Annotated in this window: 19 protein-coding genes and 2 pseudogenes; 14 read left to right on the top strand and 7 right to left on the bottom strand. The window is 74.1% G+C overall.

The window, feature by feature from the left end; translation table 11 throughout:
- Positions 1 to 26: 26 nt before the first annotated feature.
- Entirely contained in the window at positions 27 to 1,880 is a 1,854-nt protein-coding gene (locus D7318_RS12140) for an endonuclease/exonuclease/phosphatase family protein (RefSeq protein WP_120696952.1), read from the top strand.
- An 18-nt stretch (positions 1,881 to 1,898) separates the two neighbouring features.
- A complete protein-coding gene (locus tag D7318_RS12135; protein ID WP_120696951.1) occupies positions 1,899 to 2,495 on the top strand; it encodes an alpha/beta hydrolase in 597 nt (198 codons plus the stop codon).
- Between the two features lie 284 nt (positions 2,496 to 2,779).
- Here D7318_RS12135 and D7318_RS32805 read toward each other — a convergent pair whose 3' ends face one another.
- The 4 genes from D7318_RS32805 to D7318_RS12120 all read right to left on the bottom strand — a co-directional run bounded on the left by D7318_RS32805 (position 2,780) and on the right by D7318_RS12120 (position 7,887).
- Positions 2,780 to 2,923 (bottom strand): hypothetical protein, encoded by a 144-nt coding sequence (locus D7318_RS32805; protein ID WP_183091382.1) that lies wholly within the window; start codon positions 2,921 to 2,923, stop codon positions 2,780 to 2,782.
- Positions 2,924 to 3,071: 148 nt separating this feature from the next.
- The gene (locus tag D7318_RS12130) at positions 3,072 to 3,281 is read right to left on the bottom strand and encodes a hypothetical protein (protein WP_120696950.1); all 210 of its coding nucleotides are present in this window, start codon (positions 3,279 to 3,281) and stop codon (positions 3,072 to 3,074) included.
- Between the two features lie 174 nt (positions 3,282 to 3,455).
- The gene (locus D7318_RS12125) at positions 3,456 to 6,386 is read right to left on the bottom strand and encodes an AfsR/SARP family transcriptional regulator (protein ID WP_120696949.1); all 2,931 of its coding nucleotides are present in this window, start codon (positions 6,384 to 6,386) and stop codon (positions 3,456 to 3,458) included.
- Positions 6,387 to 6,435: 49 nt separating this feature from the next.
- Positions 6,436 to 7,887, bottom strand: coding sequence for a CehA/McbA family metallohydrolase (locus tag D7318_RS12120; protein ID WP_120697127.1), 1,452 nt, complete (start codon positions 7,885 to 7,887; stop codon positions 6,436 to 6,438).
- A 76-nt stretch (positions 7,888 to 7,963) separates the two neighbouring features.
- On the opposite strand from D7318_RS12120, the gene D7318_RS12115 reads away from it, so the two are divergent.
- Both D7318_RS12115 and D7318_RS12110 read left to right on the top strand, forming a co-directional pair.
- On the top strand, positions 7,964 to 10,621 hold the full coding sequence (locus D7318_RS12115; RefSeq protein ID WP_120696948.1) for a bifunctional FO biosynthesis protein CofGH: 2,658 nt from the start codon (positions 7,964 to 7,966) through the stop codon (positions 10,619 to 10,621).
- On the top strand, positions 10,618 to 11,736 hold the full coding sequence (locus D7318_RS12110; RefSeq protein WP_120696947.1) for an ADP-ribosylglycohydrolase family protein: 1,119 nt from the start codon (positions 10,618 to 10,620) through the stop codon (positions 11,734 to 11,736). The genes D7318_RS12115 and D7318_RS12110 overlap by 4 nt, the downstream gene beginning before the upstream one ends.
- A gap of 277 nt (positions 11,737 to 12,013) precedes the next feature.
- Here D7318_RS12110 and D7318_RS12105 read toward each other — a convergent pair whose 3' ends face one another.
- Entirely contained in the window at positions 12,014 to 13,108 is a 1,095-nt protein-coding gene (locus D7318_RS12105; RefSeq protein WP_120696946.1) for a substrate-binding domain-containing protein, read from the bottom strand.
- Between the two features lie 164 nt (positions 13,109 to 13,272).
- On the opposite strand from D7318_RS12105, the pseudogene D7318_RS34940 reads away from it, so the two are divergent.
- From D7318_RS34940 to D7318_RS12070, 9 genes and pseudogenes are all read left to right on the top strand, one after another.
- Positions 13,273 to 13,566, top strand: a pseudogene (locus tag D7318_RS34940) (extracellular solute-binding protein); the annotation flags it as partial.
- Positions 13,464 to 14,549, top strand: coding sequence for an extracellular solute-binding protein (locus tag D7318_RS32795; protein WP_408055483.1), 1,086 nt, complete (start codon positions 13,464 to 13,466; stop codon positions 14,547 to 14,549). The pseudogene D7318_RS34940 and the gene D7318_RS32795, both read left to right, overlap by 103 nt.
- A gap of 41 nt (positions 14,550 to 14,590) precedes the next feature.
- Positions 14,591 to 15,010, top strand: a complete 420-nt coding sequence (locus D7318_RS33875) for a hypothetical protein (RefSeq protein ID WP_230423665.1) — start codon at positions 14,591 to 14,593, stop codon at positions 15,008 to 15,010.
- A 5-nt stretch (positions 15,011 to 15,015) separates the two neighbouring features.
- Entirely contained in the window at positions 15,016 to 15,492 is a 477-nt protein-coding gene (locus tag D7318_RS33870) for a carbohydrate ABC transporter permease (protein ID WP_230423663.1), read from the top strand.
- Entirely contained in the window at positions 15,489 to 16,373 is an 885-nt protein-coding gene (locus D7318_RS12090; RefSeq protein WP_120696944.1) for a carbohydrate ABC transporter permease, read from the top strand. The genes D7318_RS33870 and D7318_RS12090 overlap by 4 nt, the downstream gene beginning before the upstream one ends.
- A 20-nt stretch (positions 16,374 to 16,393) precedes the next feature.
- Entirely contained in the window at positions 16,394 to 17,197 is an 804-nt protein-coding gene (locus tag D7318_RS12085) for an aminoglycoside phosphotransferase family protein (protein ID WP_230423662.1), read from the top strand.
- Positions 17,198 to 17,346: 149 nt separating this feature from the next.
- On the top strand, positions 17,347 to 17,745 hold the full coding sequence (locus D7318_RS12080) for a TM2 domain-containing protein (RefSeq protein ID WP_120696943.1): 399 nt from the start codon (positions 17,347 to 17,349) through the stop codon (positions 17,743 to 17,745).
- Positions 17,746 to 17,752: 7 nt separating this feature from the next.
- On the top strand, positions 17,753 to 18,187 hold the full coding sequence (locus D7318_RS12075; RefSeq protein WP_220729625.1) for a DUF2752 domain-containing protein: 435 nt from the start codon (positions 17,753 to 17,755) through the stop codon (positions 18,185 to 18,187).
- Between the two features lie 132 nt (positions 18,188 to 18,319).
- On the top strand, positions 18,320 to 19,228 hold the full coding sequence (locus D7318_RS12070; RefSeq protein ID WP_120696942.1) for an SMP-30/gluconolactonase/LRE family protein: 909 nt from the start codon (positions 18,320 to 18,322) through the stop codon (positions 19,226 to 19,228).
- On the opposite strand, the gene D7318_RS12065 is transcribed toward D7318_RS12070, so the two are convergent.
- Entirely contained in the window at positions 19,203 to 20,219 is a 1,017-nt protein-coding gene (locus D7318_RS12065) for an SDR family NAD(P)-dependent oxidoreductase (protein ID WP_120696941.1), read from the bottom strand. The two genes, D7318_RS12070 and D7318_RS12065, sit on opposite strands and share 26 nt — an antisense overlap.
- 416 nt (positions 20,220 to 20,635) lie before the next feature.
- On the opposite strand from D7318_RS12065, the gene D7318_RS12060 reads away from it, so the two are divergent.
- The gene (locus D7318_RS12060) at positions 20,636 to 21,361 is read left to right on the top strand and encodes a GNAT family N-acetyltransferase (protein WP_120696940.1); all 726 of its coding nucleotides are present in this window, start codon (positions 20,636 to 20,638) and stop codon (positions 21,359 to 21,361) included.
- A gap of 19 nt (positions 21,362 to 21,380) precedes the next feature.
- Here the strand turns inward: D7318_RS12060 and D7318_RS12055 are convergent.
- A pseudogene (locus D7318_RS12055) lies at positions 21,381 to 21,582 on the bottom strand (IS5/IS1182 family transposase); the annotation flags it as partial.

Raw genomic sequence — 21,582 nt, 5'->3', positions numbered from 1 at the left:
GCTTGCGGGCACTAATCTCACGGCCCATGACCGCCCCACGCACGCCGCCGCTCCTCGTCGCCGTGACCGCCCTGGTCACCCTGGAGTCGCTGCGCGTCGCGGGCGTGGTCGGCTCGTTCTCCGCGGCCCTCCCGGCCCTCGTCGCCGCCGCGCTCGGCGGCCCGCTCGTCCGGTGGCTTGGCTCGCGCAGGGCGCTGCCCGTCGCCGTCGCCGCCCTGGCCGCCGCCCGGCTGCTGACGCAGATCCCCGGCGCGAGAACGGTCCCCGTGCTGGCCGCCACGGCCGGTCTCGCCCTGGCCACCCTGGTGCTCACCGTGCGCGACGCCGCCGCCACCTCGCGCAACGGGCCAGGGCGCGCCGCCCGCGCGCTCGCCCTGGCCGTCGCCGCCGACGTGGCGCTGCGGCTCCCGCTCGACCTGCTCGACCCGGTCTGGCGCGGGGGCGCGATCGGCTGGCTGTGGGCGCTGGCGTGCGCGGGCGCGCTCGGGGCGCTCGCCTGGCGGGCGTACACCGGGCCGAGCACGGCGACGCGGCCCGTGGGCGGCGTCGAACTGGCCGCGCTCGGACCGGCGTTCGCCCTGTGGAGCGCGCTGCTCGCCTCGCCCGCGTATCTCGCCTCGCAGGGCGGCGTCTCGCTCACCTCCGCGGGGCTGTGGATCGCGGCGGGCGCGCTGCTCGGCACCGCCGCCCTGAGCGCGCCCCGGCCACCCCTCCCCGGTATCCCCGGCATACCGCGCATCCCCGTCGCCCCCGCCGTCCTCGTCCTCGCCGTCGCCGTGGCCGGGTGGGTGCCGTCGCTCGCCCCGGTCGCCGCCCTGGCCGGGCTCGCCGCGCTGCCCGCCACCGTGCGCGCCACGTTGACCGCGCGCCCGCTCACCGTGGGCCGGGGCGCGCCGCTCGACCTCGCGCTGGCCGGGGCGGGCGCCGTCGTCGGCCAGCTGCTGCTCGTGCTCCCGCTCCACCTGCGGGTCGTGCCCGGGCTGTTCGCCGTGCTCACCGCCGCGCTGCTCGCCGTCGCCGCTGGATACGCCGCGCACGCCGGATACGCCACGCGCGCCCTGCCCGCCCCGCGCCCGCTCGGCCACGCGTTCGTGCCCGTGGTCCTGGCCGCCCTCCTGCTCGCCTGGCCCCCGCTGGCCACCGCGCTGCGCTCCGCGCCCGAGCCGCTGCCGCGGGACACCGCGGGCGGCATGTACCGGCTGCTGTCCTGGAACGTCCACGGCGCCGTCGACCGCGGCGGCGAGCTGGCGCCCGAGCGGATCCTCGAGGTGATCAGGGAGTCGGACGCGCAGGTCGTCGCGCTCCAGGAGGTCCCGCGCGGCTGGCCGGGCGCGGGCGGCCTCGACCTGGCGACCTGGCTCGAGCGCCGCCTCGACGTCACCGCGGTGTGGGCGCCTTCCGCGGACCGGCGGTTCGGCAACCTGGTCCTCACCAGCCTGCCCGTCGTCGAGTCGTCGGCCACCGGACTGCCGCGCGCGGGCGGCGACATGGACCGCTCGTTCGCCTCGCTCACCGTCCGCCTCACCGACGGCGAGGAGGCCCGCGTCGTCGCCACGCACCTCGACGGCGGCGACTTGCCCGACGCGCGGCTCGCGCAGCTCGGCCCGGTGCTCGACGCCGCGGCCGAGGGCGGGGCCACCGTGCTGGCCGGGGACCTCAACGCCCGCCCCGGATCCGAGGAGATCGCACGCGTCACCGCGGCCGGGTTCCGCAGCGCCCAGGACGAGATCGGCGACCCGTCACGCGACACGGCGACCACCCCGCCACGCCGCGTCGACTGGATCCTCGGCGCCTCGGACGTCGCCTTCGGCGACTTCACGCTGACCGACACCACCGCGTCGGACCACCTGCCGCTCGCGGTGACCGTCTACCTGGACTGAACGGCCTACGCTGCGGCCATGACCTCCAACGCACCGTCAGCGGGCGGCGCCGCCCGCTCCCGCACCGCGCTCGTCGTGCCCGGCATCGGCTACACCCCCGCGCGGCCCCTGCTCCACTACGCGCGCGCCGTGCTCGAGCAGCACGGCTGGGACGTGCGCGAGCTGTGGTGGGAGGTCCCCGGCACGTTCCAGCAGTTCACCGAGGGGGAGCGGCTCGCCTGGGTGGAACGGCAGGTGGTGGCGGTCATCGAGGCCGAGGGCTGCGGGCTCCTGGTCGGCAAGTCCCTCGGCACGCTGGCCGCCGGCATCGCCGCCGAACGGTCCCTGCCCGCCGTCTGGCTCACCCCGCTGCTGACGACCGAGCCGGTGCTCACGGCGTTGGACGGCTGCGCCGCGCCGACGCTGCTGGTGGGCGGGACGGCCGACCCGCTGTGGGACGCCGAGGCCGTGCGCCGACTGCCGCACAAGATCCTGGAGTTCGACGGCGCCGACCACTCGCTCCAGCTGCCGGGCGACGCGGTGGGCTCGGTGGCGCTGCTCCAGCGGCTCGTGGAGACGATGGACCGCTTCGCGGGAGGCGCCGCCCACACCAGCGGGCCGCCCGAGCCGCTGTGACCACGGGATGTGACCACGGGAAGGGAAACGCGCGGGGAAACGGTTCAGCCCGCCGGCCCCCACCGGCGGGCTCCCGACCGTGACGCCGGGTCGGCTCAGGCCCGGACGACGCCCCCTCCACGCCGCCCGAGCCGGTCACCGGACCCGAGTCCATTCGGCGGCTCCCCCGTTACCGCCGAATGGATCCGGGAGAGGCCAACCGCGCACCCCTGTGCGGCCGGTCAGTCATGAGAATGACAGGGCGCCATAAACAAGCGATAAACGAGCGCCGACGGGGTGGGCCATCAACCCTGCCCCAACTCGTACACATGGGTATCGGCGCGCACCTCGTCCGCCGTGCCCGACCCCTCGGCGGCGGTGGTGGCGAGGGCACCGAGCAGAGCGGCGGCTCCGGCGCAGGCGGCGAGTGCTCTCATCAGGCGTGTCATGGCGAATCCCCTTGTGACGGAAGTTGTTTCGACACGGTCGGTGAATGACCGCATCTCATGAGAATGCCCCGCCGCCCGCACAGAGAACCGGCTGCGCATCGCGGGGAGGCGGCGCAGCCGGTTACCGGTGACGAGGACTGGCGACGATTCAGCTGTCGCTCTTGCCCTCGGGCTCGCTGTAGACGTGGTTGTCGCCCTGCGGCTTGACCGTGGGCTTCTTGCCCTTTCCTTCGGTCGCCGCCGGCTCGCTGTAGACGTGGTTGTCACCCTGCGGCTTGACGGTGGGCTTCTTACCGCTCCCCGCGCTGGTGGGCTCGTCGTAGACGTGGTTGTCGCCCTGCGGCTTGACATCACTCATGTGGAACTCCGTAAGTCACGAGGGACGGTAGTGGGTCGGCCGTGGCTCCTCCGCGACCCGCGGCCGACCCGCTCGGCCGCCCTCCCCCGATGAGGCGGCCGAGTGCGCCCGAGCCTGTCAGCCCGCGATAAACATTCGATGGACGAGCGGGCCGAAAGTGGGCGACTCGGTGGCTCAGACGCCCACGGAGCCCAGGAGGTTCCGCACTTCCGCCGCTTCCCCGCTGCCGAGCTTCTCGAACGCGGTCAGCGCCTGCTGCCAGCACGCCCTGGCCCGGCCCGGCTGGCCCACGGCGTCGAGTGCCCGGCCCAGCATGGTGAGCGCGCGGGCCTGCATCCACTCGTTGCCGACGTCCCTGAACTGGGCGACCGCGCGCTCCGCCAGCGCCGCCGACCCGTCGGGGGCGTCCGTGCCCAGCGTGGCCTCGGCCATGCGGATGAAGGTCATGCCGACCCACACCCGCTGCCGGTTCTCCTCGAAGCCCGCGAGCGCGGCCGACAACTCGTCGAAGGCCGCGGCATGCTCACCCGCCGCGGTCAGCAACACCCCGAGCGCGTAGTGCCCGTTGGCCAGCCTGAGGCTCGAACCCAGCTCCACGTAGCGGTCGATGGCCTCCCTGGCCAGCCGCACCGCGAGCTCGTGCTCGCCGAGCGAGGAGTGTGCCCGCGACAGATTGGTCAACGCGCTGGCCTCGCCCGCCCTGTTGCCGTCGCGGCGGAAGGCGGCCAGGGCGTACTCCAGGTACTCGACGGCGTCCGCGTACCGCTCGCGGTGGAACGCGATGCCGCCGCGCTCGTTGGGCGCCATGCACGAGGACACCGGGTCGTTGGCCTCGAGGCCGAGCAGGTGCGCGTGGCGCGCCTGCTCCTCGGCCTCGTCGAGGCGCCAGGCCAGGTTGTAGGCGTGGGTGAGGGCCAGGCGCACGCGGCCCTCGATCAGCGGGTCCGTCGAGCGGCACGCGGCGTCGAGGACGGTGAGCGCGGCCTGCTCGAACTGCCGGGAGAACGTGCCGGATTCGTCCAGGTCGCGCGCCGCGAGCAGCAGGTCGGTGCAGGCGCGCAACGTGTCCCCGAGGGCGAGCTGGCGGACGCAGGCCAGCAGGCAGTCGGCCTCCGCGAACAGCCAGTCGAGGGCCGCGCTCCCGTTGGCGAAGCTCAACCCCGGGCTCTCGGTGGGCGCGAGGTGGTCGGGGAGGCGGTCGCCGGGCCGCTGGACGGCGTAGACCCGCGCGGTGGTGGCGAGGTAGAAGTCGAGCAGGCGGGCGAGGGCGGCGGCGCGCTCGGCGGGGGGCTGCTCGTCGCGCTCCGCGCAGGCGCGGGCGAAGAGGCGGACCAGGTCGTGGAAGCGGTACCGGCCCGGGGCCGCCGACTCGAGGAGCGAGGTGTCGACCAGCGTCTCCAGGAGGTGTTCGGCGTCGGCCGGGTCGCGGCCCAGCAGGGCGCTCGCGGCGGCGAGGGAGATGTCGGGGCCGTCGGCCAGGCCCAACAGGCGGAACGCGCGGGCCTGTTCGCGCTCCAGCTGGCCATAGCCCAGCTCGAACGTGGCCTTCACGGCCTGGTCGCCCGCCTGGAGCTCGTCGAGGCGGCGGCGTTCGTCGCTGAGCTTGCGCGCCAGGGTGGCCACGGTCCAGGTGCGGCGGGTGGCCAGGCGCGAGGCGGCGATGCGGATGGCCAGGGGCAGGAAGCCGCACGCGGCGACGACGTCCATCGCGGCGTTGCGCTCGGCGTTGACGCGCTCGGGCCCGACGATGCGGGTGAAGAGGGTCAGCGCCTCCTCGGGGCTCATCACGTCGAGGTCGACGAGGTGCGCCCCCGCCAGGTCGACCATCCGCACCCGGCTCGTGATGAGCGTGGCGCAGCCGGGCGTGCCGGGCAGCAGGTGCCGCACCTGGGCGGCGTCGCGGGCGTTGTCCAGGAGCGTGAGCACGCGGCGGCCGTCGAGCAACGAGCGGTAGAGCGCGGCGCGTTCGTCCAGGGTCTCGGGTATGCCGGTGTCCTGCTGGCCGAGCGCCCGCAGGAACGCGCCGAGCACGGCGGCCGGGTCCGATGGCGCGGCGCCCGCGCCCTGGAGGTCGACATAGAGCTGGCCGTCGGGGAAGTGCTCGCGTGCGGCGTGCGCGACCTGCACGGCCAGCGTCGTCTTGCCGACGCCGCCGATCCCGGCCACCGCCGAAACGGCCATCACCCGCCCGTCGGCGGAGGCGAGTTGGGCGCCGAGCTCGGCGACGAACGCCTTGCGTCCCGTGAAGTCGGGGACCGCGGCCGGGAGTTGCGCGGGGCGGACGACGGGGGCGGCCGAGGAGAGCTGCTGCGTGGGCTGGTTGAGCGTGGTGTCGGCGTTGAGGATGCGCTGCTGGAGGTCGGACAGCTCGGGCCGTGGCTCGACGCCGAGCTCGTCGATGAGGAGCTTGCGGGCGTCGGCGTAGACCGCGAGGGCCTCGGCCTGCCTGCCGCTGCGGTAGAGCGCGAGCATCAGCAGCTCGCGCAGCCGCTCCCGCAGGGGCTCCGCGGTGGTCAGGGCGGTCAGCTCGGAGACGGCCTCGGCGTGCAGCCCGGCCTGGATGCCGACATCCAGGCGCGCCTCGCGCAGCACGAGGCGCTGCTCGGCCAGCCGGTCGCGCTCCATCTCCGACTCGTGCCCCGGCATGCCGCCGAGCGCCTCGCCGTCCCACAGCGCGAGGGCCTTGCCGTAGAGGTCGTGGGCGCGGGTCAACTCGCCGGTGGCCGCCGACTTCTCGGCCTCGGCGGTCAGCTTGGTGACGGTGTCGAGGTCGAGCTCGTCGAAAGGGCCCAGGCGTAGCGCGTAGCCGCCGAGGTCGGTGACCAGCACCTCCGAGCGCGGCGCGAGGGAGCGGCGCAGCCGGGAGGCGTAGGTGCGCAGCGCGGCGACGGCCTGGAGCGGGGGCTCCTCGCCCCACAGCGCGGTGACCAGCTCCTGCGCGGTGGCGGTGCGGCCGCGGCGGAGCAGGAGGGCGGCGAGGAGGGCCCGTTGCTGAGGCGAACCGGAGGCCAGTGGTCTCTCCCCGAGCCAGGCGCGCACCGGGCCGAGCACGGCGAAACGCAAGGCAGGCGTGTGACCCCCCGTGGTCCCCTCACCAACGGCCATGGCGTCCTCTGCTTTACCAATTCAACGTATGGGGCGCGAACGTTGGAGTCTATCCGTGTGGGCCTGCCCCGAGAAAGACCGGGTTCGTCATCGCGGCCATCGGTCCTGGGATCGGTCCTGGGACGCCGGGGGCGCCGTCCTCGGGGGCCGGGTGCCTGACCTCGGCGCGGACCCATGTGGCGTTGCCCGGGGTGGTCGTCCAGCTCACCTCGCCCGTGCCGGCGGCCGAGAGGTGACCGGTGTGCATGACCCCCTGGTCGGAGACCAGGCGGACCTCTCCGCCCGGCACGCCCGAGGCCGTGAGGCGGGCGGTGACGGGGGCCTCGGGGGGCGCGTCGAGCCGTTCGCCGATGCCCGCGTGGCGCCCGCGCCCGTCGTCGGCGCCGAACGTCAGGGCGACGGAGGAGGATTCGGCCAGGTAACTACGGCCTGAACCGATCCCGTCCAGGATCGCGCGGCGCGTCAGGTCATCGGCGAGCACCACGGTCTGGGGCAGGCCGACCCGTTGGGGCTCGCGGTGGGCGTCGCTGTTGCCCATCGCGGGCAGCCAGGCGTCGCCAGAGCGGAGCATGCCGTCCCAGGTGGCCAGGTGCGCCTCGTCGGTCGGCGTCCATGGCCCGTTCCACACCTCGACGGCGTCGGCCTCGGCGAAGCCGAACCTCCAGGAGCAGCCGACGCACGCGGCATGGGGGTGCGCCGGTACCACGAGCCCGCCCGCGCGGCGGATGCGGCGCGCGTAGTGGGCGAACGCGCCGTCGCGCGCGCGGTAGCGCCAGTCGATGAACGTGCCGGGGGCGATGCCGAGCGCGAGGCAGTGGCCGTTGCGCGTGGTGACCTCCTCGCCGCACAGCACCAGCAGGTCGGGGCCCCACAGGCCCTCCCAGGCCCCGTGCCCCGCCGGGGTGTTGTGCTCGGTGGTGACGATGAAGTCGAGCCCCCCGGCGCGCGCGGCCGCCGCGACCTCGGCCGGCGTGCGCCGCCCGTCCGAGTACACCGTGTGCAGATGGCAGTCGCCCCGGTACCAGGCGCGGCCCCGGCCCGCCGCGCGCTCCGGCGGATACGCGGGGCGCGGGGTTCGCCCTCCGCGCCCGTGGGTGAGGGGCACGGTGACCTCGTAGTCCAGGCCACCTGGGGCGACGGTGTAGGGCGCGAGCACCACGTGCCACACGCCCGCGCCGACCGGGCCCGCCAGATAGCCGGGCGTGGCCCCTTCGGCGCCGATGGTGAACGCGGTGCGCGCGCCGCCCGACCAGCCGCGGAAGCCCTCGCCCGGCGGGTCGGTGCCGCGCTCGTCGAAGACGCCGATGTCCAGGGCGTTGCCCCGGGTGCCCGCGGGGACCTCGGGCCTGTCGTAGGCGTACGAGACGGCGATCCGCCGCACGCCCGGCGGCACCTGGACCGGCAGGTACACGAAGTCGGGGGCGCCGGGGGCGAGATGGCCGCGAAGGGTGCGTGTCTGTTCGGCGCCGTCGTCTGCCTGAGCGAATTCCACCGGCGCCAGGGTAGGCCCGGGGCGGGGGCGTGCTCCATGGGCGACGCCGTGTTCTGGTGTTCGTCCCGCTCTTATCCTCGGAGGCATGACTACGAGCGCGCAGGAACCGACGTCAGGGCACGCCCCCGGGGACCGTCCGACGGCCAACGCGATGCGGCGGGCGCTGCGCCGGGCCGAGGACGGGGTGGCGCTTGACGTGGCCGAGGCGGCCGTGCTGCTCCAGGCGCGAGGCGCCGACCTCGAACGGCTCGCGGCGGCCGCCGCCCGGGTGCGGGACGCGGGGCTCGAGGCCGCGGGGCGCCCGGGTGTGATCACGTTCTCCAAGAAGGTGTTCATCCCGCTGACCAGGCTCTGCCGGGACCGCTGCCACTACTGCACCTTTGTGACCGTGCCGGGGAAGCTGCGGGCGGCGGGGCACGGGATGTTCCTCTCCCCCGACGAGGTGGTGGACATCGCGCGGCGCGGCGCCGAGATGGGCTGCAAGGAGGCCCTGTTCACCCTGGGCGACCGGCCCGAGGCGCGCTGGCCCGAGGCGCGCGCGTGGCTCGACGCGGCCGGGTACGACTCGACGCTCGCGTATCTGCGCGCGATGGCCGTGCGGGTGCTCGAGGAGACCGGGCTGCTGCCGCACCTCAACCCCGGGGTGCTGTCCTGGACCGACTTCCAGCGCCTCAAGCCCGTCGCGCCCTCGATGGGCATGATGCTGGAGACCACCGCGACGCGCCTGTGGTCCGAGCCCGGCGGCCCGCACCACGGCTCGCCCGACAAGGAGCCGGCCGTGCGCCTTCGGGTGCTCGAGGACGCGGGGCGTTCCAGCGTCCCGTTCACCTCGGGCCTCCTCATCGGCATCGGCGAGACCTACGAGGAGCGCGCCGACTCGGTGTTCGCGCTGCGCAAGGTCGCGCGCGCCTACCGGGGCGTCCAGGAGGTCATCGTGCAGAACTTCAGGGCCAAGCCCGACACCGCGATGCGCGCCATGCCGGACGCCGAGCTCAGCGAGCTGGCTGCGGCGGTGGCCGTGACCCGGCTGCTCCTCGGCCCCGCGGCCCGGGTGCAGGCGCCGCCCAACCTGGTGGACGACGAGTACGCGCTGCTGATCCGCGCGGGCATCGACGACTGGGGCGGCGTCTCGCCGCTGACCCCCGACCATGTCAACCCCGAGCGCCCCTGGCCGCACCTGGACGATCTCGCGGCGCGCACCGCCGAGTCGGGCTTCACGCTGCGTGAACGCCTCACGATCTACCCCGAGTTCATCACGCGCGGCGAGCCGTGGCTCGACCCCAGGCTGCTGCCGCATGTCACGGCCCTGGCCGACCCGGACACCGGCCTGGCCCGCGAGGACGCGATCCCGCGCGGCCTGCCCTGGCAGGAGCCCGACCGGCCGCTGACCGCGCGGGGCCGCACGGACCTGCACCGTTCGATCGACACCGAGGGGCGCACGGGCGACCGGCGGGCCGACTTCGACGAGGTCTACGGCGACTGGGCCGAGCTGGCGCTGCGGGCCCGGCCCGGCATGGCGGCCGAGCCGGGGGCGCGCGTGGAGCGCCTCGACTCCGAGGCGCGCTCCGCGCTCGCCGTCGCCGCCGACGACCCGACGCGGCTGACCGACGACCAGGCGCTCGCGCTGCTGCACGCCGAAGGGCCCGCGCTCGACGCGCTGTGCCGCGTCGCCGACGACCTGCGGCGCTCGGTCGTCGGCGACGAGGTCACCTATGTCGTCACCCGGAACATCAACTTCACCAACGTCTGCTACACCGGCTGCCGCTTCTGCGCCTTCGCGCAGCGCCGCACCGACGCCGACGCGTACACCCTCTCCCTCGACCAGGTCGCCGAACGTGCCGCGCAGGCATGGGAGGTGGGCGCCGTCGAGGTGTGCATGCAGGGCGGCATTCACCCCGACCTGCCGGGCGACGCCTACTTCGACATCGTGCGGGCCGTCAAGGAGCGCGCGCCCGGCATCCACGTCCACGCGTTCTCGCCCATGGAGGTCGTCAACGGCGCGTCCCGCACCGGGATGTCGATCCGCGACTGGCTGACCGCAGCGCGCGAGGCCGGGCTCGACTCGATCCCCGGCACCGCGGCCGAGATCCTGGACGACGACGTCCGCTGGATCCTCACCAAGGGCAAGCTGCCGACGAGCACCTGGATCGAGGTGGTGACCACGGCGCACGAGCTGGGCCTGCGCTCCTCCTCCACGATGATGTACGGGCACGTCGACCAGCCGCGCCACTGGCTGGGCCACCTGCGGACGCTGGCCGGGATCCAGCGGGCGAACGAGGAGAAGGGCGTCGAGGGCTTCACCGAGTTCGTGACGCTGCCGTTCATCCACACCAACGCCCCCGTCTACCTGGCCGGGATCGCCCGCCCAGGGCCCACCCACCGCGACAACCGCGCGGTCACCGCGATGGCCAGGCTGCTGCTCCACCCGCACATCAGGAACATCCAGACGAGCTGGGTCAAGCTGGGCACCGAGGGCGCGGCGGAGATGCTGCGCTCGGGGGCGAACGACCTGGGCGGCACGTTGATGGAGGAGACCATCTCGCGCATGGCGGGCTCGGCCTACGGCTCCTACCGCTCGGTGGGCGACCTGCGGGCCATCGCCGAGGCGGCGGGCCGCCCTTCGCGGCTGCGCACGACGCTCTACGGCGCGGTGTCGCCCGAGCGCGAGGCGGCGGCGCTCGCCGCCGAAGGGCGCCTGCCGCGGCTGCTGCCCGTGCTTCCAGGGGCGGGAGCCGACGCGTGACGGCCCCGGTCGGCGGCGCGCTGTGGGGGCGCGCGGAGCAGCAGGACTTCCGCGGCCGGGTGCGCGGCTGCCTGCTCGGCGGGGCGATCGGGGACGCGCTCGGGGCGGGGATCGAGTTCGCGTCGCTCGCCGAGATCACCGAGGCGCACGGGCCCGCCGGGGTGACCGACTACGTCGAGGCGTACGGGCGGCGCGGGGCGGTGACGGACGACACGCAGATGACGCTGTTCACCGTGGACGGGCTGATCCGCGCGCACGTCCGCCGCGACACCGGGGCGTGGCACCCGCCGACGGATGTGCACGCGGCGTACCGGCGGTGGTTCAGGACGCAGCACGAGTGGGGCCCGGACGAACGGCGGGCGGGCGACGGCTGGTTGGCGCGCGAGGAGTGGCTCTACGCGCGGCGCGCGCCGGGCCGGGCGTGCCTGAGCGGCCTCGGCGACGACGTGATGGGCACGGTGGACCGGCCCAAGAACCCCGAGTCCAAGGGCTGCGGCACGGTCATGCGCTCGGCGCCCTTCGGGCTGCTGGTGGGCTGGGAGCCGCAGCTGGTCTTCCAACTGGCCGTCGAGTGCGCCGCGCAGACGCACGGCCACCCGACGGGCATCCTGGCGGCGGGCGCGTTCGCCGCGATCGTGCACGCGCTCGTGCGCGGCGAGGACCTGGACGCGGCGGTGCAGAAGGCGCTCGTCCAGCTGGCGACGCGCCCCGGGCACGAGGAGACGACGGAGGCGCTCAAGAAGGCGCTCGGCGCGGTGCGTCAGGGGCTGCCGAGCCCCGAGCGCGTCGAGTCGCTCGGCGAGGGCTGGACGGCCGAGGAGTCCCTGGCGATCGCGGTGTACTGCGCGCTGGTGGCCGAGGACATGCGCCACGGCCTGCTCCTCGCGGTCAACCACGGCGGCGACTCCGACTCCACGGGCTCGATCTGCGGCAACCTGCTGGGTGCCCTGCACGGCGAAACGGCGTTGCCTCCGGCGTGGTTGGCCGAGGTGGAGGGCCGCGCGACGATCCTGGAGCTCGCGGACGACTTCGCGATGGAGATGACCCAGGGCCCGGCCCTCCACGGCCCGGCGGACTCGGCGGAGGTGTGGCTGAGCCGTTACCCACGGGGCTAGGGGCGCCCACCCGCCCGCCCTTACCGGCCGGACGGCCGGTCAGCGCCCCGGCGCAGGGCCCCCGCGCGGTGCGGCACGGCTTCGCCGCCGCGAGCCCGCCCGCCAGGGCGTTCGCGCCAGCGGCGAGGCCCACCGCGCAACACGCCTGCGCTGCGCGCCAGGCGCGGAGCGCTACCGGCCGCCGGGGCGGCACGGCGGCGCCGCCACGCCGCGCCGTGCGCGCCAGCGCATCGTGCTGCGGGGCCCGCCGCAGGCGGCGGGGCGGCGCAGCCTCCGCTCACGCGGCGGCAAGGCCCGCCGCGCCGCAGGAGGCTCGTACCGTCAGCGTCGGCTGTAGCACCACCTGGCGCGCGGGGAGCGGGCCAGGTGCCCGCAGGCGGTCGAGCAGCAGGTGCGCCGCCTGCTCGCCCAACTGCCGCTTGGGCGGCGCCACCGCCGTGAGCGGCACCTCGGCCAGCGCCGCGAACTCGTCGTCGTACGCGATCAGCGCCATGTCCTCGGGCGTGCGCAACCCCCGCGCCCGCAGCCGTTGCAGCAGCTCGATCGCGTCGTGGTCGGAGTGCACGAGCGCCGCCCTCGCCCCGCTCGCCACGCAGCGGTCGATGAACGTGTCGTACTGCCGCACCGCCTGGCGCGAGCCCAACGGCGGCCGCCCGCCGTCCACCACGGGCGCCGACGGGTCCAGCCCGAGCCGCGCGACCGCGTGGGCGTGCCCCTCGGCCACGAGCGGCGCGGTCGGGCTGCCGGTCAGGTAGCAGGCGACCCGGTCGTGCCCGAGCGCGTGCAGGTGGCCGACCGCCCGGTACGCGCCCTGCCGGTGGTCGGAGACCACGAACTCGCAGGGCTCGAACGAATCCTCGGGATGCCGTTCCATCAGCACGAACGGCTTCCCCGTCGCCCGCAGCCGCTCCAGCGTGGCCTCGGGCACGTAGTGGCCGCTCGCCGAGGCGATCAGCAGCCCGTCCGCGCCCGACGAGCACAGCTCGTCGATCTGCTGGAGGTCGCGCGGCGGCGCGTAGTCCGTGAGACCGATCACGATGCGCGCCCCCCGCCGCGCCGCCACGGCCCTGACGCCGCCGACCACGTTGGGGTAGTAGTACGTCGCGGACGGCACGAGGAGCCCCAGCGTCGGGCCCTCCCCGTCCGCGAACACCGGCTCGGGGCACGGCTCGTGCCGCGGCTTCGCCGCGGGCACCGCCGTGATCGCCCCGCCGCGCACCTTCGTCAGGCGGCCGAGCGCCGCGAGCTCCGAGAGATCGCGCCTGATCGTTCCCGCCGACACCCCGAAGCGGACGGCGAGGTCGGCCACGCGCACCGCCCCGGTGGCGCGCAGCTCCCGCAGCAGCAACTCCTGCCGTTGTTCCACGAGCACGACGGCCCCCTCTCACGGTCGTTCATTGAGCTTAATGGTTAATCATTGATGCTTATGAACGATCATGAACTTTTCTCTTGACTGGTGCAGACCCGTCCTCCAGGGTGCTGTGACATCCGTCACCACAAGGAGCCGCATCCGTGTCGCACCGCAGAATCCGCGCCATGCAACGCCTGTTCGCCTCAGGGACGGCGGTCGCGCTGCTCGCCTCGTGCTCGCTCGGGGGCGGCGCGGGCGAGGGGCCGACCGTCATCACCTACTGGTCCTGGGCCTCGGGCGCGCAGGAGATGGTGAGCCGGTTCAACGCCACACACGACGACATCCGGGTCGAGTTCGAGCTGATACCCGCGGGGACATCGGGCGGCTACTCGAAGTTGTTCAACGCCGTGCGCGCGGGCAAGGCCCCCGATGTGGTGACCGTGGAGTACCCGCAGCTGCCGACGTTCGTCACCCAGAACGTCGTTCAGCCATCACGGACTTCGGCGTCGCGGAGATCGAGGACCAGTACCCGGAGTGGGCCTGGAGCCAGGTCGAGCTGGGCGGCGAGGTCTACTCGCTGCCCAAGGACATCGCGCCCCAGGCGCTCTTCTACCGCGCCGACCTGTTCGAGGAGTACGGCCTCGAACCCCCCGGCACCTGGGAGGAGTTCCGCGACCTCGCCGAGCGTGTGCGCGCTGAGCGCCCCGGCGTCAGCCTCTCCACGATCCAGGCCAACGACGCGGGCCTGGTCGCCGGGCTCGCGTGGCAGGCGGGCGCCGACTGGTTCGACACCTCCACCGGCACGTGGCGCGTCGACACCGCGGACGAGCCCAGCCTCGCCATGGCCCGCTACTGGGACGGGCTGATCACCGAGGGCCTGGTCGTCGACGAGCCGCTCTACTCCGAGAGCCATGTCACCGACCTTCAGCAGGGATGTTCCCTCACCCTCATCGGCGCCCTCTGGTCGGCCGCCAACATCTCCCGCTTCGTGCCCGAGCTCGCGGGCCGTTGGGGCGTCGCGCCCGTTCCCGCGTGGGACGAGCCCGCCGCGGGGAACTACGGCGGCTCCACCATGGCGCTGCCCGAGGGCGCGCCGCACCCCGACGCCGCCATGGAGTTCGCCCGCTGGGTCTCCACCTCGCCCGACGCGATCGCCGCCGCGGCCCCCGCCTCCACCGCGTTCCCCGCCAACACGACCCTGACCGAGGTGTGGGGCGAGGAGACCGAGCGGGCCAACACGTTCGTGCGGGGCATGGACCTGCCCCGGGTCGCCTCGGAAGCCGCCGCGACCGTGGACCCCTCGTGGGAGTGGGGCCCGTCGATGGCCGAGGGGTTCAACCGGCTCAACGACGAGACCGCCGCGCTCGCCGGTACCCCGGGCGGCCTCCAGGAGGCGCTGCGCCGCTGGCAGGACGTCACCGTCGAGCTCATGCGGCAGCGCGGCTTCGAGGTCGTCGACTGACGGGGCCGCCCCCCACCCCTCCCCACGGACGGAACACCCCCATGGCATCGCTCACCACGGCCAGGGCCCGCGAACGCCGCAACGGCGTACTGCTGCTGCTCGGACCGTTCTTCCTGCTCTTCTTCTTCACCTACCTGGCGCCGATGCTCCACGCCGTCGGCCTCAGCCTCTTCCGCGACAGCTTCGACGGCATCGGCTGGGAGGGTCCGCGCAAGGTCTTCGCCGGGTTCGGCAACTACCGACGCGCCCTCACCGACGAGGTGTTCCTCCAGGGCACGGGGCGCGTGCTGGTCTACGGGCTCATCCACGTCCCGCTGCTCGTCGCGCTCTCCGCCGCGCTCGCCCTGCTGCTCGACAGCGCCCTGACCGTGGCGCGCCGCTTCTTCTCCACCGTGCTGTTCCTGCCGCACATCGTGCCGGGGCTGATCGCGGCGATCGCTACCTCTACACCCCGGGCCTGAGCCCGGTGATCGACTTCCTCGACGGGCTCGGCGTCGACGTGGACTTCCTCAACGGCGACGCGGTGATGCTCTCGCTCGTCAACATCGCGCTGTGGCAGTCGCTCGGCTTCAACATCGTGCTCATCTACGTCGCCCTCCAGGCCGTGCCGCGCTCCACGGTCGAGGCCGCGCGCATCGACGGCGCGGGCGAGGTGCGCACCGCGCTCGACGTCAAGCTGCCGCAGGTGCGCGCGGCGGTCTTCGTGGCCGCGCTCTTCACCATCATCGGCTCGCTCCAGCTGTTCACCGAGACGACGATCGTCCAGGCGCCGGGGCTCAGCTCGGTCACCAACACGTGGACGCCCAACATGCACGCCTACCAGGCCGCGTTCAACGCCAACGACTACCACTACGCCGCCACCGTCTCCGTGCTGATCGCCGTGCTCGCCGGTGCCCTCTCCTTCGTCGTCACCAAGCTCGCCAACCGGAGGACCCTGCGATGAACGAGCCCCGGACGAACGAGCCCCGGACGAACGAGCGACAGCGGCACTGGTGGCTGGGCCGCGCCACCGCGACCACCCTGTGCGCCATCGCCGCGCTCTACACGCTGATGCCGCTGGTCTGGATGGTCTTCGGCGTCACCAAGACCCTGCCCGAGCTGTACGGCAGCAACGGCTTCTCGCCCTCCGCCGGCTTCCACGTCCCGGACAACGTCCGCGACCTCTTCGCGCAGGACGAAGGGCGGTTCGCGCGCTGGATCCTCAACACCGCGCTGTACGCCGTCGTGGGCGCGGCCGTGGCGACGCTGCTCTCGGTGGCGGCGGGGTACGCGTTCGACAAGTTCGCCTTCCGCGGGCGGGAGAAGTGGTACGCGCTGGTGATCGCGGGCGTCCTCGTCCCGCACACCGCGATCGTGGTGCCGCTCTACCTGATGATGTCGGAGATCCGGATGACCGACACCTTCTGGTCGGTGCTGATCCCGGTCATGGTCAACCCCTTCGGCGTCTACCTGGCGCGCGCGTACGCGTCGGGCGCGATACCCGGCGAGATGCTGGAGGCGGCGCGCATCGACGGTGCGGGGGAGATCCGCACGTTCTTCTCCGTGGGCCTGCGGATGATGGGGCCAGGGGCGCTGACGATCTTCCTCTTCCAGTTCATCGCGATCTGGAACAACTTCTTCCTGCCGCTCGTGATGGTCACCGACAACGACCTCTTCACCATCGGGCAGGGCCTGTTCACCTGGAGCTCAGCCGTCAGCCAGAACCCCGACTACACACGCCTGGTCGTGGTGGGCTCCGCGGTGGCGACCATTCCGCTGATCCTGCTGTTCATCCCGCTCCAACGCCGCTGGCGCGCGGGCCTTGCGGAGGGCGGCATCAAGTGACGCGCGGGCACAATGCGGGGGTGCCCGAACGACACGTACCCGACGAACAGCCGCTGACCGGCGGCAACGCCAGCGCCGGGGTGGTGCGGGTCGGCGACACCGTGCGCCGGCCCGCGGGACCCTGGACGCCCGCGGTGCACGCGGTGCTCGACCACCTGCGCGCGGTGGGCTACCGGGCCGCGCCCCGCGCGCTCGGCCTGGACGAACGCGGCCGCGAGGTGCTGACGTTCGCCCCAGGGGCCACCGTGTGGCCCGAGCGCTTCGCGCTGCTCGACCCGGAGGACCGGCTGGTCCATGTGGCCCGGCTGATCCGGGAGTTCCACGACGCGATGGCCGCGTTCACCCCGCCGCCCGACGCGCGCTGGCAGGTGCTGATGCCCGCGCCGGGCGAGCCGGAGCTGATCGTCCACCACGACCTCGCCCCCTGGAACCTGGTGCTCGACGAGGCCACCGACGCCTGGACGTTCATCGACTGGGACATGGTGGGGCCCGGCACGCGCCTGTGGGATCTGGCCTATGCCGCCCGGGGGTTCGTGCCCCTCACCGGCGTGCCGGGGCTCGGGCGCGAGGAGGGCGCGGAGGCGGCCCGCCTGCGCCGTTTCGTCGACGCCTACGGCCTGGCGGGGGAGGCCGAACGCCGGGCGCTCGTGCCGTTGATCGCCGCCCGCTCGCGCGCCATGCACGACTTCCTGCGCGCCGGGCGCGAACAGGGGCGCGAGCCCTGGGCCACCCTGTGGCGCGAGGGGCACGGCGTCGTGTGGCGCGGCGACGCGGAGCACGCGGAGCGGCGGGCCGCGGCGTGGACCGGGGCGCTGCTGGACTGACCGTTTCTGCGGGCGGGTTCTGCGGGCCGGTTCCTCGGGCGGGTTCTGCGGGCCGGTTCCTCGGGCCGGTTCCTCGGGCCGGTTCTTTGGCAGTATGGCGGGGTCGGCCGGACGACCGTTCCGCACCGCTCATCTCCCCAGGGGGGGACATGTCAGATCACGATCCCTTCGCCCCGCCGCCCCCGGGCGGCCAGCCCGGGGCCAGGCCCGGCGGCTACCCATCGCCGGGTCCCTACGGCCCGCCGCCGGACCACTACCCGCCGCCGGGACACTACGGCGGCCCCGGCTACGGGTACGACCCGGCCGCGCCGTTCGGCTACGACCGGTTCGGGCGGATCTACTCGGAGAAGTCCAAGGTCGTCGCGGCGCTGTTCCAGCTCCTCCTCGGAGTGTTCGGCGCGGGCCGCTGGTACACCGGGCACATCGGCATGGCGATCGCCCAGCTGCTCACCCTGGGCGGCTGCGGGCTCTGGGCGTTCATCGACGGCATCCTCTTCCTGGTCAAGGACGACCGCACGGACGCCGCGGGCCGCGTGCTGAGGAGCTGACGGGCCGATGGGGACGACGGGACGGGCGGCGTCGAGGGCGTTCCGCGGGCGGCCTGGCTGGCTCTCCCACCCGGCCACGCCGCCGCTGGCCACGCTCGCGGCCGGTCTGGCCGGGGCCGCGTATCTGTGGGGGGCCGACCCGCACGGCGGCGGGACGCTGCTGCCGCGCTGCCCGTTCAACTGGGCCACGGGCCTCGACTGCCCGTCGTGCGGCGCCACCCGCATGTGCTACGACCTGCTGCACGGCGACCTGGCCGCCGCCTGGGCTGACAACCCCGTGCTGCTGCTCGTGGGCGTCCCGCTGTTCGGCTGGCTCGGCGGGCGCTGGCTGGTGGAGGGGCTGCGCGGGCGCCGCTACCGGCCGCGCTTCGCCCGGCTGCCCACGGCCGCGCTGCTCGCGGTCGCGGTGGTGTGGGGCGTGGCGCGCAACGTCGCGGGGTAACACGGCGGTTCACGGCTCACGAGGGAGGCGCGCGGCGCTTGACCGGGGCGCGTTCCCGTTGTGCACTCGGTGACCGGTCGGCGGGAGTGTGTCGGCGGGCGCGCGAGGGCGCGCTCGGAGAGGAGCGGGGCGATGGGCGAGGGCGGCGTGTACGAGGTGTTCGACGAGCGGTTCCGCACGGGGCGGTGCGACCTCGGCGACCGGCGTCTCGAGACGCTGTACGAAGGGTGCCGCTGGGTGGAGGGGCCGCTGTACGTCCCGGCGGGGCGCTATCTGCTGTGGAGCGACATCCCCAACGACCGGCTGCTGCGCTGGGACGAGACGACGGGCGCGGTCGGCGTCTTCCGCTCGCCCGCTGGCCACCCCAACGGCAACACCCTCGACCGCGAGGGCCGCCTCATCACCTGTGAGCAGGGCAACCGCCGCGTCACGCGCACCGAGCACGACGGGTCGGTCACGGTCCTCGCCGACCGCTACCAGGGCAAGCGGCTCAACAGCCCCAACGATGCCGCCGTCGCCGCCGACGGCGCCGTGTGGTTCTCCGACCCGGACTTCGGCATCGTCTCCGACTACGAGGGGCACCGCGCCGAGAGCGAGATCGGCGCGTGCAACGTCTACCGCGTCGACCCGGCCGACGGCGAGGTCCGGCTCGTGGCCGACGGCTTCGAGGGACCCAACGGGCTGGTCTTCTCCGCCGAAGGCCGACGGCTCTACGTCTCCGACAGCCGCGCGAACCACATCCGCGCCTTCGACGTACACGAGAACGGCACGTTGACCGGTGGCGAGGTCTTCGTGGCCTGCGCCCTGGGGAGCTTCGACAACATCCGCTTCGACGACGCCGGTCGCCTGTGGGCCGCGGCGATGGACGGCGGCGTCCACTGCTACGACCCCGACGGCACCCTGCTCGGCCGCGTCAAGGTGCCCGAGGTCGTCGCGAACATCCGCTTCGGCGGCCCCCGCCGCAACCGCCTCTTCATCGCCGCCACCACCTCCGTCTACTCCCTGGTCATGAGCGTCACCGGCCTTCCCCCGCTGCCGTGACCGCGCCGCCCGCGGAGGCGTCGGAGGCGAACGCGTCCACCCCGGTCAGCTCGGCCGAGAGCGCCCACAGCCGCGCCGCCCGCTCGGCGCCCGTGGCGTGCTCGTGGACCCCGGTCCAGGGGTCGGAGGGATCGGTGGGGCGGGCGATGTCGCAGTCCTCGCAGTAGACCCCGCCGAGGCCGTCCAGCTGAGGGGACGTCGCGGCCCAGACCTGGGTCGCGGCGCCCTGCTCCGGGGTCTTGAACGAGGGGTTCAGCGGATTGCCTTCCGCGTCGATCCAGCCGTACCCGACCATCTCCTCTCGGGGGAGGTGGCGCTGGAGCGGGGTGAGGATCCCGCCCGGGTGCAGCGAGAACGCCCGCACCCCGAAGTCCCGGCCCAGCGCGTCCAGATGCGTGGCGAACAGGATGTTCGCCGTCTTGGCCTGCCCGTACGCCTCCCACTTGTCGTAGCCGCGCTCGAAGTGCGGGTCGTCCCAGCGGATGCCCGAGTGGGCGTGGCCGCCGGAGGACACGGCCACCACGCGGGCGCCGCCGCCGGTGGCGAGGGCGGGCCAGAGCAGATTGACCAGGGCGTGGTGCCCGAGGTGGTTCGTCGCGAACTGGGCCTCCCAGCCAGGGCCGACCCTGGTCTCGGGACAGGCCATGATCCCGGCGTTGGCGATCAGGATGTCGATCGACCGGCCCGTGGCGAGGAAGCGCGCCGCGAAGTCCCGGACGCCGTCGAGGTCGGCGAGGTCGAGCTCGTCGATCTCCACCTCGTCGGCCAGGTCGGCCAGGACCTCCTCCGCGAGGGCGCGCCGCCTGGCGGGCACGACGACCCTGGCGCCTGCCCTGACGAGCGCGCGTGTCGTCTCCAGGCCGATGCCCGAGTACCCGCCCGTCACCAGGGCGAGCCGCCCGGTCAGGTCGATGCCGCGCAGGACGTCGTCCGCCGTGCTCCGGGCTCCGAAGCCCGAGGAAATGGGGTGCTGCGGTGTCGTGGTGGTCATGTCGGCGACCCTAGGAACTGGAGTGGACTCGATGGCAAGCCCGGCCGCGGCCGCCGGTGCCACCAGTGGCGGCGGCCTGGTCCACCGGCCCGTGCGGAACGGCGCGAGTCTCGCCATGGCGACCCTCTCGCTCGCTGTCGGTGCGCCCCCGGGTACCCCCGCCGCGCCCCGCTCAACTCCCGTGCGCGGCGGGCATGGCAGGCTTTCGGCACGGCTCGACCGGCGTGGCCCGACTGTGCCAGGACCGGCGCTCCTCATGCTGTGACTCATGGACTCCCCCGATCGAACGGTGAAAACGTGCTCTCCCCCTCCAAGACCCCCATCTCGCCCGATTCGGATGCCGCCCTCCAAGGAAGAATCGATTCGCCGGTGAAAAAACCGGCGGATGAGCCGGTGGATGGGTCGGTGAGTCACCAGTGAGCCCCGACGCGCTGACCAGGCGCGCGACCGCCGTCTGGGAGGAATGTGCCGGGGCGCGCGTTCGGTTTGCCGAGGGCGCGGCCACCGTGGTCACGGCGCCCGATTCGCGCTTCGCGCCCGCCGGTTGGGCCGGGATCGTCACCCTCGGCACCGCGACCGTCGCCACCGTTCCCACCGAGGCGCACGCGACGGCCCTGCGCCGCGCGGTGGCCGCCCTGCCCACCCCCGCGCTCACCGGCCCCGAGGCCCTCGCGGCGGTCCTGCCCTTCACCGACGTCCTCGGCCCCGCCACCCTCGCCTACGCGCCCGAGGAGGCCCCGCGGGGGCATCGGGGCGCCACCGGGACCGAGGGCGTTGACCAACTTCCGCCGGATCACTATGAGTTGCGTTCCCTGTTGGCGGCGGCCGGTCCCGCGGACGCCGGGGAGAGCGGCCTCGCCGAGATCATCTCGCCCGCGTTCACCGTCCGCGAGGGCGGGCGCGCGGTGGCCGCGGCGGGCTACGTTCGCTGGCCCGCCGCGACCGCCCACCTGTGTGTGCTGACCGCCCCCGACGCGCGCGGCCGTGGCCTCGCCCGCCGCGCCGCCGCCGCGGCCGTCGCCCACGCCCGCGCCGCGCGCCTGCTGCCCCAGTGGCGCGCCAGACCCGCGGCATCGCGCCGGGTTGCCGCGGCCCTCGGCTTCCACGAGCTCGGCCACCAGCTCAGCGTCCGACTCCCCTAGGGAGCGTATTTAGTTGTGTTCAAGGGGTGGCTCGTGTCAGGTCCTTGATCCAGATCATCGAGGCGCGAAGGTAGAGGCCGGCGAGGTAGCTGTCCGGGGTCTTGTCGTAGCGGGTTGCGATGCCCCGCCATGCCTTCATCCTGTTGATCGCGCGTTCGACGGTGTTCCGTTCCTTGTAGAGCTCGGTGTCGTGGCTGACGGGCCTGCCACCCCTGCTGCCC

Origin of the sequence: Streptomyces radicis (assembly GCF_003626575.1) — a bacterium.
Classification (GTDB): Bacteria; Actinomycetota; Actinomycetes; order Streptomycetales; family Streptomycetaceae; genus Streptomyces; species Streptomyces radicis.
The sequence above is the reverse complement of the archived record's forward strand: the minus strand, read 5'-3'. Positions and strand labels throughout refer to the sequence as shown.

Coding starts and splice junctions, on each gene's coding strand:
- D7318_RS12140 (WP_120696952.1), top strand. CDS start 27: ATGACCGCCCCACGCACGCCGCCGCTCCTCGTCGCCGTGACCGCCCTG.
- D7318_RS12135 (WP_120696951.1), top strand. CDS start 1,899: ATGACCTCCAACGCACCGTCAGCGGGCGGCGCCGCCCGCTCCCGCACC.
- D7318_RS32805 (WP_183091382.1), bottom strand. CDS start 2,923: ATGACACGCCTGATGAGAGCACTCGCCGCCTGCGCCGGAGCCGCCGCT.
- D7318_RS12130 (WP_120696950.1), bottom strand. CDS start 3,281: ATGAGTGATGTCAAGCCGCAGGGCGACAACCACGTCTACGACGAGCCC.
- D7318_RS12125 (WP_120696949.1), bottom strand. CDS start 6,386: ATGGCCGTTGGTGAGGGGACCACGGGGGGTCACACGCCTGCCTTGCGT.
- D7318_RS12115 (WP_120696948.1), top strand. CDS start 7,964: ATGACTACGAGCGCGCAGGAACCGACGTCAGGGCACGCCCCCGGGGAC.
- D7318_RS33875 (WP_230423665.1), top strand. CDS start 14,591: ATGGCATCGCTCACCACGGCCAGGGCCCGCGAACGCCGCAACGGCGTA.
- D7318_RS12090 (WP_120696944.1), top strand. CDS start 15,489: ATGAACGAGCCCCGGACGAACGAGCCCCGGACGAACGAGCGACAGCGG.
- D7318_RS12080 (WP_120696943.1), top strand. CDS start 17,347: ATGTCAGATCACGATCCCTTCGCCCCGCCGCCCCCGGGCGGCCAGCCC.
- D7318_RS12075 (WP_220729625.1), top strand. CDS start 17,753: ATGGGGACGACGGGACGGGCGGCGTCGAGGGCGTTCCGCGGGCGGCCT.
- D7318_RS12070 (WP_120696942.1), top strand. CDS start 18,320: ATGGGCGAGGGCGGCGTGTACGAGGTGTTCGACGAGCGGTTCCGCACG.
- D7318_RS12065 (WP_120696941.1), bottom strand. CDS start 20,219: ATGACCACCACGACACCGCAGCACCCCATTTCCTCGGGCTTCGGAGCC.